The sequence below is a fragment of the Microbacterium terrisoli genome (assembly GCF_030866805.1).
GTDB classification, from domain to species: Bacteria; Actinomycetota; Actinomycetes; order Actinomycetales; family Microbacteriaceae; genus Microbacterium; species Microbacterium terrisoli.
The window spans coordinates 2,866,467-2,881,266 of the sequence record NZ_CP133019.1; the positions used below are offsets into that span (position 1 = coordinate 2,866,467).

At 69.7% G+C, this 14,800-nt stretch carries 15 protein-coding genes; 7 read left to right on the forward strand and 8 right to left on the reverse strand.

The window, feature by feature from the left end:
* The first annotated feature begins 13 nt into the window (after window positions 1–13).
* Entirely contained in the window at window positions 14–649 is a 636-nt protein-coding gene (locus QU603_RS12990) for an NADPH-dependent F420 reductase (protein ID WP_308491798.1), read from the forward strand.
* Window positions 650–797: 148 nt separating this feature from the next.
* Complete coding sequence (gene pgi / locus QU603_RS12995) at window positions 798–2,477, forward strand: glucose-6-phosphate isomerase (protein WP_308491799.1); 1,680 nt, start codon at window positions 798–800, stop codon at window positions 2,475–2,477.
* A 36-nt stretch (window positions 2,478–2,513) separates the two neighbouring features.
* On the opposite strand, the gene QU603_RS13000 is transcribed toward pgi, so the two are convergent.
* Both QU603_RS13000 and QU603_RS13005 read right to left on the reverse strand, forming a co-directional pair.
* On the reverse strand, window positions 2,514–2,801 hold the full coding sequence (locus tag QU603_RS13000) for a hypothetical protein (RefSeq protein WP_308491800.1): 288 nt from the start codon (window positions 2,799–2,801) through the stop codon (window positions 2,514–2,516).
* A gap of 297 nt (window positions 2,802–3,098) precedes the next feature.
* A complete protein-coding gene (locus QU603_RS13005) occupies window positions 3,099–3,938 on the reverse strand; it encodes an aldo/keto reductase (RefSeq protein ID WP_370655306.1) in 840 nt (279 codons plus the stop codon).
* A gap of 95 nt (window positions 3,939–4,033) precedes the next feature.
* Here QU603_RS13005 and pip point away from each other — a divergent pair, with 95 nt between their 5' ends.
* Both pip and QU603_RS13015 read left to right on the forward strand, forming a co-directional pair.
* Complete coding sequence (pip, locus tag QU603_RS13010) at window positions 4,034–4,990, forward strand: prolyl aminopeptidase (RefSeq protein WP_308491802.1); 957 nt, start codon at window positions 4,034–4,036, stop codon at window positions 4,988–4,990.
* Window positions 4,987–5,511 (forward strand): RDD family protein, encoded by a 525-nt coding sequence (locus tag QU603_RS13015; protein ID WP_308491803.1) that lies wholly within the window; start codon window positions 4,987–4,989, stop codon window positions 5,509–5,511. Before pip ends, QU603_RS13015 begins: the two co-directional genes overlap by 4 nt.
* On the opposite strand, the gene QU603_RS13020 is transcribed toward QU603_RS13015, so the two are convergent.
* From QU603_RS13020 to QU603_RS13040, 5 genes are all read right to left on the reverse strand, one after another.
* Window positions 5,501–6,295: a family 1 encapsulin nanocompartment shell protein gene (locus QU603_RS13020; protein WP_308491804.1), complete on the reverse strand. Its 795-nt coding sequence runs from the start codon at window positions 6,293–6,295 to the stop codon at window positions 5,501–5,503. The genes QU603_RS13015 and QU603_RS13020 overlap by 11 nt on opposite strands.
* Before the next feature lie 16 nt (window positions 6,296–6,311).
* Window positions 6,312–7,343: a Dyp-type peroxidase gene (locus tag QU603_RS13025; protein WP_308491805.1), complete on the reverse strand. Its 1,032-nt coding sequence runs from the start codon at window positions 7,341–7,343 to the stop codon at window positions 6,312–6,314.
* Window positions 7,344–7,405: 62 nt separating this feature from the next.
* Entirely contained in the window at window positions 7,406–7,711 is a 306-nt protein-coding gene (locus QU603_RS13030) for a cupin domain-containing protein (protein ID WP_308491806.1), read from the reverse strand.
* A 92-nt stretch (window positions 7,712–7,803) separates the two neighbouring features.
* On the reverse strand, window positions 7,804–8,706 hold the full coding sequence (locus QU603_RS13035) for an amidohydrolase family protein (RefSeq protein ID WP_308491807.1): 903 nt from the start codon (window positions 8,704–8,706) through the stop codon (window positions 7,804–7,806).
* Window positions 8,707–8,789: 83 nt separating this feature from the next.
* Window positions 8,790–9,491 carry a DUF899 domain-containing protein gene (locus QU603_RS13040; RefSeq protein WP_308491808.1) on the reverse strand — a complete coding sequence of 234 codons (702 nt, stop codon included), beginning with the start codon at window positions 9,489–9,491 and terminating at the stop codon, window positions 8,790–8,792.
* Between the two features lie 90 nt (window positions 9,492–9,581).
* On the opposite strand from QU603_RS13040, the gene QU603_RS13045 reads away from it, so the two are divergent.
* A complete protein-coding gene (locus QU603_RS13045) occupies window positions 9,582–10,226 on the forward strand; it encodes a TetR/AcrR family transcriptional regulator (RefSeq protein ID WP_308491809.1) in 645 nt (214 codons plus the stop codon).
* Between the two features lie 23 nt (window positions 10,227–10,249).
* Window positions 10,250–11,020 carry an MBL fold metallo-hydrolase gene (locus QU603_RS13050; protein WP_308491810.1) on the forward strand — a complete coding sequence of 257 codons (771 nt, stop codon included), beginning with the start codon at window positions 10,250–10,252 and terminating at the stop codon, window positions 11,018–11,020.
* Window positions 11,021–11,047: 27 nt separating this feature from the next.
* Here the strand turns inward: QU603_RS13050 and QU603_RS13055 are convergent, their stop codons facing one another.
* Window positions 11,048–13,066 (reverse strand): FUSC family protein, encoded by a 2,019-nt coding sequence (locus QU603_RS13055; protein ID WP_308491811.1) that lies wholly within the window; start codon window positions 13,064–13,066, stop codon window positions 11,048–11,050.
* Between the two features lie 420 nt (window positions 13,067–13,486).
* Here QU603_RS13055 and QU603_RS13060 point away from each other — a divergent pair, with 420 nt between their 5' ends.
* Window positions 13,487–14,794: an HNH endonuclease signature motif containing protein gene (locus QU603_RS13060; RefSeq protein WP_308491812.1), complete on the forward strand. Its 1,308-nt coding sequence runs from the start codon at window positions 13,487–13,489 to the stop codon at window positions 14,792–14,794.
* The last annotated feature ends 6 nt before the right edge of the window (window positions 14,795–14,800 follow it).

The window sequence follows — 14,800 nt, forward strand, 5'->3', positions numbered from 1 at the left end:
CGTTGTCCTGAACATGACCACTGTAGGAATCATCGGCGCAGGACACATCGGATCGACTCTGGCACGCGGGCTCGTGGACCGCGGCTACGACGTCGTCATCGCGAACTCGCGCGGGCCCGCGACGCTCGCCGACCTTGTGGGCGAACTCGGCGGCACGGCGCGGGCGGCCACAGCGGTCGAGGCTGCCGAGGCCGCGGACTGGGCGATCGTGACGGTTCCGCTGAAGGCGTTGCCCGACATCCCTGCAGAGCCCCTGGCGGGCAAGATCGTGCTGGACACCTGCAACTACTACTGGGAGCGCGACGGCCACATCGCGGCCCTCGACGACAAGCAGACCACCACCTCTCAGCTGGTGCAGGACCACCTCGCCGGGGCGAAGGTCGTCAAGGCGTTCAACCAGATCGGCTCGGGCCAGATCCTCACCGACGGGTCACCGGCGGGCACCTCCAACCGGCGCGCGCTGCCGACGGCCAGCGACCACGACGACGCCGCAGCACTGGTCATGGCGCTGTATGAGGACCTCGGCTACGACGCGGTCAACCTCGGACCGCTCAGCGAGAGCTGGCGCATCGAGCGCGACCAGCCGGCGTACGTCGTGCGGCAGAACGCCGACGAGCTGCGCGCGAACGCCGCCCGCGCGGTGCGCTGAGGTTCGGCGGGATGCTCAACCAGCAGAGGCGGGTGCAACGGCTTCGCGCGACGCGCGCAGTTCGTCCTCGAAGAGGCGTGGTCGGCGCGACTGATACACAGCAGACGTGCACGATCTCACGAGGGGCGAGGCGACTAGCGTGGAAACCATGAGCGCTCCGATCGATCCCACGACCACCTCCGCCTGGGCCGAACTGCTGCAGCAGAAGGCGCAGCTGAAGCCCGACCTGCGCGGCTGGTTCGCCACCGACCCGGACCGCGCCGATCGGCTGTCGTTCGACGCGGCCGACCTGCACGTCGACCTATCGAAGAACCTCGTCACCGATCAGGTCGTCGCCTCGCTCGTGCGCCTGGCCGAGCAGACCGGGGTCGGCGAGCGCTTCGCGCAGATGCTCTCCGGCGTCCACATCAATACGACCGAAGACCGTGCCGTGCTGCACACGGCTCTGCGCCGACCCGCCGGCGCCACAGCCGAACTGGTGGTCGACGGACAGGACGTCGATCACGACGTCCACGAGGTGCTCGACCGCATGCGCGCGTTCGCCGACCGGGTGCGCGAGGGCTCGTGGAACGGCGTGACCGGCAAGAAGGTCACACACGTGGTCAACATCGGCATCGGCGGATCGGATCTCGGCCCGGTCATGGTCTACGAGGCCCTCAAGCCGTATGCCGATGCCGGCATCGAGGCGCGGTTCATCTCGAACATCGACCCCACAGACCTCGCCCAGACCACGTCAGACCTCGACCCCGAGACGACGCTGTTCATCGTGGCATCCAAGACGTTCACGACGCTCGAGACGCTCACGAACGCGCGGCTGGCCCGCGACTGGCTGTGGTCAGGATTGCAGGCTGCGGGCGCGATCGACGGGTCCGACCAGCAGAAGAAAGATGCCGTGGCCCACCACTTCGTCGCGGTCTCGACGGCGCTCGACAAGGTGGCCGCGTTCGGCATCGACACCGACAACGCGTTCGGGTTCTGGGACTGGGTCGGCGGCCGGTATTCGGTCGACTCGGCGATCGGACTGTCGCTTGAGCTCGCACTCGGCCCCGACGTGTTCGAGGAGCTGCTGGCGGGGTTCCACGCAATCGACGAGCACGTGGCATCCACTCCTCTCGAACGCAACGTGCCGGTGCTGATGGGCCTGCTCAACGTCTGGTACAACAACCTGCTGGGCGCCCAGTCGCACGCGGTGCTGCCGTATGCGCAGCTGCTGCACCGGTTCCCGGCCTACCTGCAGCAGTTGACGATGGAATCCAACGGCAAGTCCGTGCGCTGGGACGGGTCGCCGGTGGTCACCGACACCGGCGAGGTGTTCTGGGGCGAGCCGGGCACGAACGGGCAGCACGCGTTCTATCAGTTGATCCACCAGGGCACGCGGCTGATCCCGGCCGACTTCATCGGCTTCGCCAACCCCGCCTACCCGCTCAAGGACGGCGACCGTGACGTGCACGGGCTGTTCCTGGCCAACTTCCTCGCGCAGACCAAGGCGCTCGCGTTCGGCAAGACCGCCGAAGAGGTCGAGGCCGAAGGGACGACCGGGCCCCTGGTGGCTGCGCGCACGTTCAGCGGCAACCGCCCGACGACGTCGATCTTCGCGCCGGCGCTGACGCCGCGGGTGCTCGGCGAGCTCATCGCGCTGTACGAGCACATCACGTTCACGCAGGGCACGGTGTGGGGCATCAACTCGTTCGATCAGTGGGGCGTTGAGCTCGGCAAGCAGCTCGCGCTGCAGATCGCTCCGGCGATCGAGGGAGACGAAGACGCGGTGGCCGCGCAGGATGCCTCGACCCGCGGGCTGCTGGAGTACTACGCGGCGCACCGCTCCTGACGACAGGCTTCTCGGTCGGCCGCCCCGCGCGGCCGATCATCCGTGGTAGAGCATCGACGTGTAAGCATGCTGCCGGAGGGACTCGTACTGCTCTCGGGCCGTCGCCTCGCGGACTGCGGAGTGCGGTCTGACGATTCCCCGCTCGGCGCGCCGCCGGACGCGATGCTCGGCGCGCTGTATCAGCCAGAGGCCCACGCGCAGCGCGAACCGGTCGGCGAGCCGCATCCGCGAATCGAGCGGGCCACCGTCGATGCCGCTGTCGATGCCGCTGTACGGGCGGGCGGCGACGTGCGTCGGCGAGGGCACCGGTGTTGCAGTGATCATGATCCGACCACCTGATGTGTACACTGTTCACATCTCATGTAAACAGCGTACACATCCTGCGCCACACGTCAAGACCCGATCTCGGCCACGCGGTGCGCCGCGCCACGGCCTCCGGTTGAGTCGTCACTTGTCACCACGCGGCGCAGCACAAATCGCAAGTGCCGACTGAACGTGAGGCCCCGATATTCGGTCGCCACTTGCTACCACCCACAGGTGGTGCATACCGTCAGAGGTGACGACTGAACGGCCGAGACGGCCCGCGTAGCCAGGGGTGACGGACTGGGGCGAATGTCCGGGTCAGGCGACCGCGTCGAGGGCGGCGACCGCTTCCGCGTCCAGCGTGAGGTCGGCGGCCTTGAGGTTGTCGGCGAGGTGGTCAGCGCGCGAGGTGCCGGGGATCGGCAGCGTCATCGGCGAGAGCTGCAGCAGCCACGCCAGGGTCACCTGCGAGGTGCTGACACCCAGCCGCGCGGCGACGGCATCCACCGCTCCGGTGCTCGAGAAGAGCTTGCCCGAGTCCAGTGGGGCGTAGGGGATGAACGGGATGCCGTGGGCCGTGCAGTAATCGAGCACCTCTTGCGAGGCGCGGTCGGCGTTGTTGTAGCGATTCTGCACGCTGGCGACCGTGAAGTAGCGGCCCGCCTCTTCGATCTGCTCGACGGTCACCGCCGACAGGCCGATCGCACGCACCTTTCCTTCGCTCTGGAACTTCGCCAGCTCTCCGAACTGGTCGGCGCTGTCGACCTTGGGGTCGACACGGTGCAGCTGGAACAGGTCGATCGTGTCGAGTTTGAGCCGCCGCAGGCTCATCTCGAGCTGCTGGCGCAGGTACTCGGGCCGACCGACCGGCACCCACTTGTGCGGACCGGGCCGAACCTGCCCGGCCTTGGTCGCGATGTGCAGGCCCGCAGGATAGGGGTGCAGCGTCTCGGCGATGAGCCGCTCGCTGACCTCGGGGCCGTACGAATCGGCCGTGTCGATGAAGTCGACGCCCCACTCGACCGCCTTGCGCAGCACCTCGTGCGCCGCGTCGGGGTCGGCCGGCTCTCCCCACACTCCGGGGCCGGTGATGCGCATCGCCCCGAAACCGAGCCTCTTGACCGTGCCGACGTCTGTGATCGTGATCGCTTGTGCCACCGTTGCCATACCCAGTGCAATCCGGTCGACGGCGCGGATATTCCGGTCCGGTGTGCGAACCCATACGCTCTCGGCGGGACGCTAGGCTCGCGTTCGTGCATCCGTCGATCGAGCCCCACGCCCACGGGTGGATCCGCCGCCCCGGCGGCGCCGAGATCTATTGGGAGCAATCGGGCGATCCCGAGGGTCGCCCGGCGCTCTACCTGCACGGCGGTCCGGGCGGAGGTCTCGGCCGCGGGGGCTACCGCCGGCTGTTCGACCCGACGGCGTTCCGCATCGTCGGCATCGAGCAGCGCGGCTGCGGGCGTAGTCGCCCGCTGGTGATCGATGACCTCGAGCATCTCGACGAGAACACGACGAGCGCGCTGATCGCCGACATCGAGGCGGTGCGCGAGCACCTGGGCATCGAGCGCTGGCTGGTCTACGGCGTGTCGTGGGGGTCGACCCTGGCCCTCGCCTACGCGCTGGCCCATCCCGACCGGGTCACCGAGGTGATCGTGGCCGCGGTGACCACGACCAGTCGCGAAGAGGTCGACTGGATCACCGAGACCGTCGGGGCCGTCTTCCCCGAGGCGTGGGAGCAGTTTGCGTCTGTGCGCCGAGCCGGCGAGCGCGTCGTCGAGGCGTACGCGCGACTGCTGCGCGATCCCGACCCGGAGACGCGCGCCCGCGCTGCGGACGGGTGGGATGCCTGGGAGTCGACGCACGTGTCACTGGACCCTCTGCACTCTGCGACGCCGTCCCCCACGCCGCTGCACGAGGACGCCGCCACCCGCGCGGTGTTCGCCACGCTGGTCACCCACTACTGGGCGCACGACGGATTCCTCGCGGGCCCCGATCGGATCCTGGACCGCGCGGGCGAGCTCGCGGGCATCCCCGGGGTACTCATCCACGGCCGGCACGACGTGAGCGGGCCTGCGGTCGCCGCCTGGCGTCTGCACCGGGCGTGGCCCGGCAGCCGATTGCACATCGTCGAGTCCGAGGGCCACGGTGGCCCCGAGATGATGGCCCTGGTCGCGCAGGCGGCCGATGACTTCGCGGGAGAACGATGACCGCGCATCGCCACCCTGGGAAGCGCCTGGCCGCCTGGGTGATCGATTGGTGCCTCATCCTCGTGTGGGCCGGCATCCTGGCTGCCGTAGCGGTGCCGTTCTCCCTGACCGGCGACCTGCACGCACTGACGACCGTGTGGGGCAATCTTCTCTCGGCGATCGTGCTCGTCGTGCCGGTCACGCTCGCTTTCGCCGGACTCGAGTCCAGTCGGCATGCGGCGACGATCGGCAAGCGGGCGCTTCACCTGCGGGTGACAGACAGCGCCGGCGCCCGCATCGGATTCGCGCGAGCCCTCGGCCGCAATGCGCTGAAGATCGCGCTGCCGTGGCTGATCGGCCACTCCGCGGTCTATGAGATCGTCGCCACCTCGGTCCAAGCGCAGCCGCCGGCGTGGGTCTGGGTGCTCACCGCGGCCGCGTACCTGCTGCCGATCGCCTGGATCGTGTCGCTGTTCGTCGGTGCAGGCCGCACGCCGTACGACCGCGCCACGGGCACCGCGGTGCGCTCGATCAGCCGATGACGACGCTCGCCTCGGACGTGTTGACCATGAACGCCAGCGACTCCTGCAGATACAGCGTCACGCTCTCCTCGTCGTGCGAGAGGTACCCGATCGAGACGTCCTGACCGAGCTGCAGCGTGTAGTCGCCGCCGCGCAGCGTCACCAGCAGCGCCCCGGTCAGGGCAGGTGCGAACACGATGCTCCCGCCGTCGCCGACGATGCGCTCGAGGTGTCCGATCACCGGGTAGCCGTGATCGACCGACTCGGTCGCGGCTGTGTACAGGTCGCTGGACAGCAGCAGCGCATAGGGGCCGGCGACCCCGGCGATGCGCAGCGCCGTCAGCGCGTGGGCCACGGCGGCCGGCATATCCTGCACGTCGGCGGGCAGGGCCACGTGCTCGTTCGAGCCGGCCGGCCCCATGCCGGTCATGCCGGCCGCACCCGCGAACACGATCCGATCCTCCGCGGTCGCCAGCTGCTCCGCGGCATCCTTCACCGGCTGCCAGTCCGAATCCTCCGCTCCCCGCTCCACGTCGTCGACGGCCGCACGGGTGACCGTGAACGGCACGCGCAGCTCCACCAGCGGCAGCACCTGGCGCCGCTGCGCCCGCACCCCGGCTGCGGGCGCATCGATGGGCAAGACGTGCCCGGTTCCCACGGCCGACAGCGTCGGACCCGCGGCATCCGGAACATCCACGACCCGACGCCCGGCGATGCGTGCACGGAAGGTGCGGTCCGCCTCTTCGGCGATCTGGTCCCAAGCCGCCTCCGAGATCGGCGCGAGTGCGCGATGCAGGTTGTCCATGTCGTGCCCTTCTGAATCAGTGTGCTTTCAGCCCGCCGATGTGCAGGCTGCCCTCTGGGGCGATGGATGCTTCGTCCTGAACGTTGCCGGACTCCTGGCTGCCGGATGCCCGGCTGTCCGCAGCGGCTCCCCAAGCCGGGTCGTCGAGCAAGTCGATCGTCGGCACGAAGTAGAGCGACCCGGTCAGCGCGGTGGAGAAATCGAGGATGCGGTCGTATGCCGCGGCGTCGGTGCCGAGGAACATGTTGCGCAGCATCTGCTCGGTCACCCGCACGTCGGCGGCGTAGCCGATGAAGTAGGTGCCGAACTCCCCCGCCGCGATGCTGCCGAACGGCATGTTGTCGCGCAGGATCTGCCGCTCGGTGCCGTCGGGGCCTTCGATCACGGTCAACGCGATGTGGGAGTTGTCGGGCTTGATGTCATCGGACATCTCGACGTCGTCGAGCTTGGTGCGACCGAACGCGCGCTCCTGCTCCTCGGCCGACAGCGCCGCCCAACCGGCCAGGTCGTGCACGTATTTCTGCACGATGACGTAGCTGCCACCCGCATAGGCGGGATCTTCGTCGCCGATGAGCACTGCCGCGGTGGCAGCATCCCCCTCGGGATTCTCGGTGCCGTCGACGAAGCCGAGCAGATCGCGCTCGTCGAAGTAGCGGAAGCCGTGCACCTCGTCGACCACCCTCACCGCCGAGCCCAGCCGGTCGGTGATCAGTCGCGCCAACTCGAAGCACACGTCCAGCTGCGCCGCCCGCAGGTGCACGAGCAGGTCGCCGGGCGTGGCCGGGGCCGCATGCCGCGGGCCGCGCAGCGGAACGAACGGGTGCAGGAGGGCGGGCCGGGGCCGGTCGAACAGCCGGTCCCACGCGTCGGCGCCGATCCCGACGACGCAGTTCAGCCCGTCTTCGCCGCGGCGGAACGACACCGATCGTGACAGCCCCGAGATCTCGGTGAGCGCGTCGCGCACCCGCGCATGGCCACCCGGAGCGATGGTGAGCACGAGGAATATCGCGGCCCGGGCGGGCGGGGCCACGATCTGCTGGGTCACCATGATTCGATCTCACCACTCCGTGCGAGGCTCGGCAAATGCGCACCCGTGCACGACGGGGGGCGCTAGTGGATGATCGTCAGCATCATCTTCGACGGTTCGAGCGCCCGCACCGAATGGGGAATGCGCGCATCCAGGTGCAGCAGACCGCCGGGCACCAGCTCTTTCGTGACGTCCTCGGCCGTGAACTCCAGGCGCCCTTCGAGTGCCTGGACCAGAATCGGGCCGGGTGCGCTGTGCTCGGTCAGCTCAGCGCCGGTGTCGAAGGCGAAGACGACGACCCGTGCCCCGTCTGCCGACAGCGCCAGCTGCGCCGTACGCTGGCCCGGCTCGACGGCCACGAGTGCATCCACATTCTCAAGAGCGGTCATTCCCATGTGTCCATCCTCCCGTCGATTCGACGCGTCGGGCGCGGATCGGTGGCCCAGATCGCCGGGCGCGGATCGCGCGTGTGCTCTGCCGATCACGGCGCCGGCACGCGCATGAGCCGCGCACCGTTGCGCCACAGCACCGCCCGCATCCAGTCGTCGCCGAACCCGAGGTCGGCCAGCACCCTGATCTGGTGCGCGTACGGGTAGGGGATGTTCGGAAAATCCGTGCCCAGCACGATCTTGTCAGGCAGGCGCTGCCAGCGCGCGAGCACCGCATCCGGAACCGGCGCGAGGGCACGCGCATAATCGGTGCAGACCATGGTCGTATCCAGGCACACCCCGGCGTACTGCTCGACGAGGTCGGTGAACGCCGCGTACTCGGGCATGCCACCGTGCGCGATGATCAGGCTCAGGTCGGGATGCCGCCGCAAGAGCGCCGCGATCGGCTCCGGGCCGGTGTGCCTGCCGCGGTGCGGACCGGAGCCGCAGTGGACGACCGCCGGCACCCGCGCGCGTTCGAGCGCCGACCACGCGCCGTCGAGGATCGGATCGTCCGGGGCGAACTCCCCCACCTGCACGTGGATCTTGAAGATCCGCGCACCGTACGCCAGGGCGGCCTCGGTATCGGCGGTGGCGGACGGCTCGGCGTAGAACGTGCCCGACGGCACGGCCTGCGGGTGGGCGTCGGCGAAGTCGTGCGAGTAGGCGTTCAGCCACGCGGCCATGCCCGGGCGGTGGGCGTAGTTCAGGGTCGGATAGGCGATCACGCCCAGCCGCTCGAGGGTCGCGACGCGCTCGGGTTCTGCGGTGCGGTAGGCGATGCCCCACGACGCACGGCCGTCATCGTCGCCGATCCGATCGAAGAACGCCCAGACCTTGTCGAGCACGTTCTGCGGCATGAAATGCACGTGCACGTCGGCGATGCCCGGCACATCGAGGGCGCGAAGGTACGCGGGGATCGCGGCGTCATCGAGCGGCCCCGGGGTGGTCTGCATGTCTCCACATTAGGCAGATCCTCCCCGGGGCGCGTTCGGCGGGCCCGCCGCGGCGACAGTCGGCCGGCCAGCAGGTCGGCCGGTCAGTCCTGATGCCCCGAGCCGGGACCGTAGGCGAGGGCGACATCCTGCGCCGTGCCCCAGCCGGCGCCGGCGGGACCGTCCTGCGGCCAGCCGTCGGGAACGTCCTGCCACTCCTCGCGGCGTCCGTACGGCAGGATGTCGATCATCGGGAACGTGTGGGTGAGGATCTCGGTGCCGCGCCCGTTCGTGTGCCACGTGCGGTAGACGTCGTCGCCGTCGCGCAGGAACACGTTCACGGCGAAGCCGCCGCCGTCGGCGGGAGCATCCATGTCGGCGCCGAACGTGCTGCCGTACGTCGAATACCACTGCATGCGATTGCCGGTCTTGTCGCGGTACGCCAGCGCCTCGCCGATCTCGCCCTGCGTGACCACGACGAACCGCGCGTCGTAGTTGTCCAAGAACTCGAGCCGCGTGTACTGAGCAGTGAACCCCGTGCACCCGCCGCACTGCCATTCGGCACCGGCCTCCCACATGTGGTGGTAGGTGATCAGCTGCGACCTGCCCTCGAAGATGTCGGCCAGGCGCACCGGACCGTCCTCCCCCTCGAGCACATAGTCGGGAAGCTTGACCATCGGCAGCCGCCGGCGCTGGGCGGCGATCGCGTCGAGCTCGCGCGTGGCGGCCTTCTCGCGCACGCGCAGGGCGGCAAGCTGGGCACGCCAGGTCTCGGTGTCGACGACGGGAGGCAATGCAGTGGCCATGAGGTCCTCCAAAATCATGTTGACGACGTTCACATGGTATGTTGACAGCGTACACATTTCGCGGCGCGGGTCAAGAGTCAAGGGGGATGGATGCCGGAGCCAGTGAGTGATCACTATCACCACGGAAATCTGCGTGAGGCACTCATCGATGCCGCGCTCGAGCTGGCCCGCACGGGCGGCGAGAACGCGCTGACGCTGAGGGATGCCACACGGCAGGTGGGTGTCTCAGCGAGCGCCGCCTACCGGCACTTCTCCGACCGCGACGCGCTGGCCACCGCGGTCAGCGAACGGATCCGCGACGCGATGGCCGAGCGCATGAGCGCGTTCGAGCCGGATGCTGCGACCGGCCGCGACCGGCTGCGCGCGGTGGGTCTCGGCTACATCGCCTTCGCCCGGGAAGAGCCCGGCTGGTTCGAGACCGCGTTCGCGACGATCACGGCCCTCCCCGCAGCATCCACTGCCGCAGCGTCTGCGCCTCCCACCCCCTTGCCCTCACCACTGATCGCCCTCACCGCTGCGCTGGACGCCCTGGTCGTCGATGGCGATCTCTCGGCCGAAGACCGCATCGGTGCCGAGTGGCCGTGCTGGTCGGCCGTGCACGGATTCGCGCGCCTGTGGTTGCGCGGGCCTCTGCGGCAGCTGCCCGAGGCAACCGTGCAGTCGGCCGCCGAACGCACCGTCGACACAGCGATCGCGGGGCTGCTCGCACTTGCCGGTCCGGTCCCCGTCCGCTGAGCGCACCCCGGCACGGAGCGACCATGACATCGAACACCGCGCGAGAGATCGCGCCCGGCATCACCGTCTTCACGAGCCGTCGGATGCTGACCAACTCGACGGTGCTCGCAGACCGGACCCACGCGCTGCTGGTCGATCCGGGCTGGCAGCCTGACGAGCTCGAGCACATCGCCGACGAGCTGGACGCCCGCGACCTGACCGTCATCGGCGGTTTCAGCACCCACGCGCATCACGATCACCTGCTGTGGCACCCGCGCTGGGCCGCAGCCCCACGGTGGGCCTCGCCGCGCACGGCAGAACTCGCGCGCACGGAACGAGACGGGTTGGTCGACGCGCTCGGCGCAGGCTTTCCGCCCGACCTCGTCGAGCTGATGGGGCGGATAGGTGCAGTGACCGACGTGCTGCCCGACGACTCCATCCCTGCGGGGTTCGAGATCGAGCTGATCGTGCACGACGGCCACGCGCCCGGGCACACCGCCCTGTGGCTGCCCCGTCAGCGGGTGCTGATCGCCGGCGACATGCTCAGCGACATCGAGCTGCCGCTGCCGTTCTTTCCCGACGACCTCGCGTCTTACCTCGCGGCGCTCGATGTGCTCGCCCCGTTCGCGGCGCAGGCTGAGCTCGTCATCCCCGGTCACGGCACCGTCGGCACCGATGCCCGCCGGCGACTGAACGCCGATCGTCGCTACCTCGACGATGTGGTCCGCACGGGAGATTCGACCGATCCCCGCATCCGCAACGACGGCATGGCCGACATGCACGAGCACCTGCAGCAGCTCGTCGGAGCGCGCTGAGCTCACTCCGGCGGGCGGGTGCTGAGCTCACTCCGGCGGGCGGGTGAGATGCCGCAGCACCGCCTGGCCCGCACGCAGTTCGGCGGTCAGCGGCTCGAGCCGCACGTCGCGCGGCAGCGGCGGGGCGGCGGCGACCCCACGGTCGCGGGCGGCCTCACCGATCGCTTCGGCGGCACGGGCCAGCTGCTCCACGGCGACGGGGTCGATCGCAGGCGGATCGCCGGCGGCAGCGCCCTCCCCCTCGTCGGCGCCCTGCTGCACGATGATCGCGGTGGTCGCATCGACGGCGCGTTCGAGCGTCACGATCACGGGCCACCACCCGGCCGCCGTGCTGCTGACCGGCGGCGGCTCGCTCAGCGCCTGCTGCAGCGCCGTGCGCAGATCTGAGAGCTGCCGGTAGGCTTCGCGGCGCACTGCCTGGCGCGTGCCGGGGGCCGCTCCCAACCCGATGCGGATGTAGGCGGCCAGCGCCGAGGCCGCCCGGGCGATGCGCGGGCCGAACCGCAGCCGCGAGCGCCAGGTGTCGGGCCACGGCAGATAACCCACGATCAGCACGATCGCGCACCCGATCGCCGTGTCGGCGACCCGGCTGATCACCAGTTCGAAACCGCCGCCGGCGCCCAGGTCCAGCAGCAGCACGATCACGGGGGTCAGAAACGTCGTGAACAGGCCGTAGTTGCGCCGCTGCGCGAACGGCACGAGCGCGGCGAACACCGCGATCCCCACCAGCGGCACGACAGCACCGGGAGACAGCGCGAGCAGGGCGCTGCCGATCAGCACCCCGACGACCGTTCCCACGCCGCGCTGCACCGCGCGGGCGAAGACGCTGCCGTAGTCGGGCTTGAGCGTCACCGCGATCGTCATGACGATCCAATACGGACGCTCGGCAGAGCTCAGGCCCACGACCAGCTCGCCGGTGGCCAGGCACAGCACGAGCCGAAGGATCGGCATCCATGTCTCGGGACCGCCCGCGACGGTGTCCCACACAGCGCCGATGCGGCTGCGGACCGTCACGCGCGGCACCACTGCGCCCGGCAGCCGCATCGCGCGGGTGACCGGCGAGGGACCTGTGACTGCGGGCACTGCCGAGTGCGCGGTGTGCCGTGCCAGTTCATCGACGGCTTCCAGCCCCTCGGCGAGATCACGCCAGTCGGCCCCGGCCAGCAGCGGGACCGGCAGGTCGTCATCGGTGCGCGGCGGTTCGGTGCGCCGGATGCGGTCGGCGAGCGCGGCCACCCACGCGACCACCGACGAGGGAACCGGCTGATCATGCACGGCGCGCGCCGTCGTGGCCTCGATCACCGGCGTGGCGGCGTTGAGGAACGCGGCCTGACGACGGATATGCCGGTCGCTGCCGCCCACGTGCGCCCGCGAGGTCTGGACGGTGTCGTACGCCTTGTTCATCGCGACAGTCAGTCGGCTGCGCGCGTCGACGGCACTGGAGGCTGCGGGCCCTCCGGCGGTGCCGGGCCCGCCGCACGCCGCCATGTAATCCGACAGCTTCGCGTACACGTCGGCGACGGTGTCCCGCCCGGGGTCCCGCGACGATCCAGCGCTCTCGATCAGGGCCAGCATCAGCGCCCACGCCGACCCGGCCACGTATCCCACCGACGGCAGCCAGGGCGGAACCGGTCCGAAGTCGGCGCCGGAGGCCACGATCAGGTACAGCAGGAACTGGAGGGCGGCGACCGAGGCGACCGCCCCCTGCACGCTCACGACGCCGGCGACGAGCCCGCCGATGACGACGGATGCCGCGGTCCACGCCGGGTGCCCGAAGACCAGACCGCCGACGACGAACCCGATGAAGCCACCCGTGGTCGCCCCCGCGACCCGCACGATCCGAAAGCGGACGGTGCCTTCGGCATCGGCGAGACTGCCGCCCAGCGCACCGATCGAACACAGCAGCCCGAGCCCGAGCTGGCCGATGACCGCGCCGATCGACACCGGCACCGCCACGGCCACCGCGACCCGCAGCATCCTCGCCCACGGCACGGGCAGGCGCTGCTGGCGCGTGAGTTCGCGCACCCACTTCGACGAGGCAGACACGCGCACAGCCTACGTCGGGAGCGATCGGCGACGAGGGACGCGGGGCCTTGCGCCGCGCCCGCGACAGAGCGCCCGGCGTGCGCCTTCACCAGACGCAGACGCATGTCAGATCGGGCCATGAAAAAGAAATCACAAAAAGATAACGACAAACGCTAGCTTCCGTTATCTTCTCGTTATATAGTGATCGCACGGTAGTTGTTTTGCTGTGGCAGCTGCCGACATGTGATTGCAGGACACTCTTGGTGCAAGGGAAAGAGCCGGTCGGGAGCCTCTCCGACCGGCTCTTACCGTGTCTGGGGACGATCTCACCGGCGGAGCCTCCTCCACAGGTCGGGTAGCAGTGGAGTTATCCACAGAAATACACTGTGACCTGGGAAACGTGCGGGACTCGATGTCGGAGGTCCACACCATGATGGAGGTATGCACACAGCACCGGCAGACCTGATCACGACGCTCACGCGCCTTGATCAGACGCTGGCCGCGTGCGCGCGAGAAGCCATCGACGGCGATGTGTCGCGAGGGATGACGGATGCCGAGCTTGTCACTCTCACGCGCGTGACCGAGTCGCTGGGGCGGCGGGTCGACGCCATGCGCATCACTTCCGCCGGCGAGATCGCTGAACGGTCGCGCCCCGAACGGGGCGAACAACGGCTGTCGGCACGTCAGGGCTGTATGAACGCCTCCGACCTGCTCACCCGGCTGACCTGCATCGCTTCGGCGAGCGCCCGCGGACGGATTCGACACGCACACGCCGTGGCCACGCGTACGACACTGACCGGAACGCCGCTGCCGGCGCAGTTCCCCGCGATCCGCACCGCGCTTGCCGCCGGCACGATCGGCGCCGACACTGTGGCCGCGATCGTCAGCACGCTGTCTCCGGTCGCCGACCGCTGCGATCCTGCACTGCTGGCTGCGGCAGAACGGGAGCTGGTCGCCGCCGCCACCGACACCTCACCCGACGGAGCACCGCCGTGCAGCGCGGATGACACCCGGCTGCAGGCGAAGGTGTGGCTGCTGGTGCTCGACCCCGACGGCCCTGTTCCCGACGACGAGCGCGCTGCACGTCGCCGATTCCTGCGGCTGGGACGCAAGCACGATGATCTCGTTCCGATCAGCGGGGCGCTGCTGCCGGAGGTTGCAGCTCAGCTCGAGCGACTGTTCGACGCATATGAGAATCCGCGGGTGGAAGACCGCACGCAGGATGCCGGTGTCGCGTTCCGCGACCGTGCAGGTGAGCACGGCGACGCCCAGCAGGCAGACCCACGCACGCGCGCGCAGCGCCGCCACGACATCCTCGCCACGATCCTCGGTGTCGCTGCGCGGTCCGCGGACTCCCCCACTCTGGGCGGCCTGCCGCCGACACTGCTGGTCACGATCGGCGCCGACGAAGTCGACCGCGACGGGGAGTGCATCATTCCCGGATGCCACATCCCGGCTTCGTGGTGCGAAATCCATCATGTCGTCCCGTACGCGGAGGGCGGCCGCACGCACGTCGACAACGGGGTTCCCCTGTGCTGGTGGCACCACCGCACGATCGAGACGAGCGGATGGCAGATCCGTATGGTCGGTGGGGTGCCGGAAGTACGCGCGCCGTCCACGATCGACCCGAACCGCCGCTGGCGACGGCATCCAGGATCACTGCACCGCGCACGCGACGGAATCCGACGCGCCTTCGACGGCGGCGCGGGAAGAGCGCGCAGCCGGGCGCGACGAACGACGCCGGGATGAGGCCAG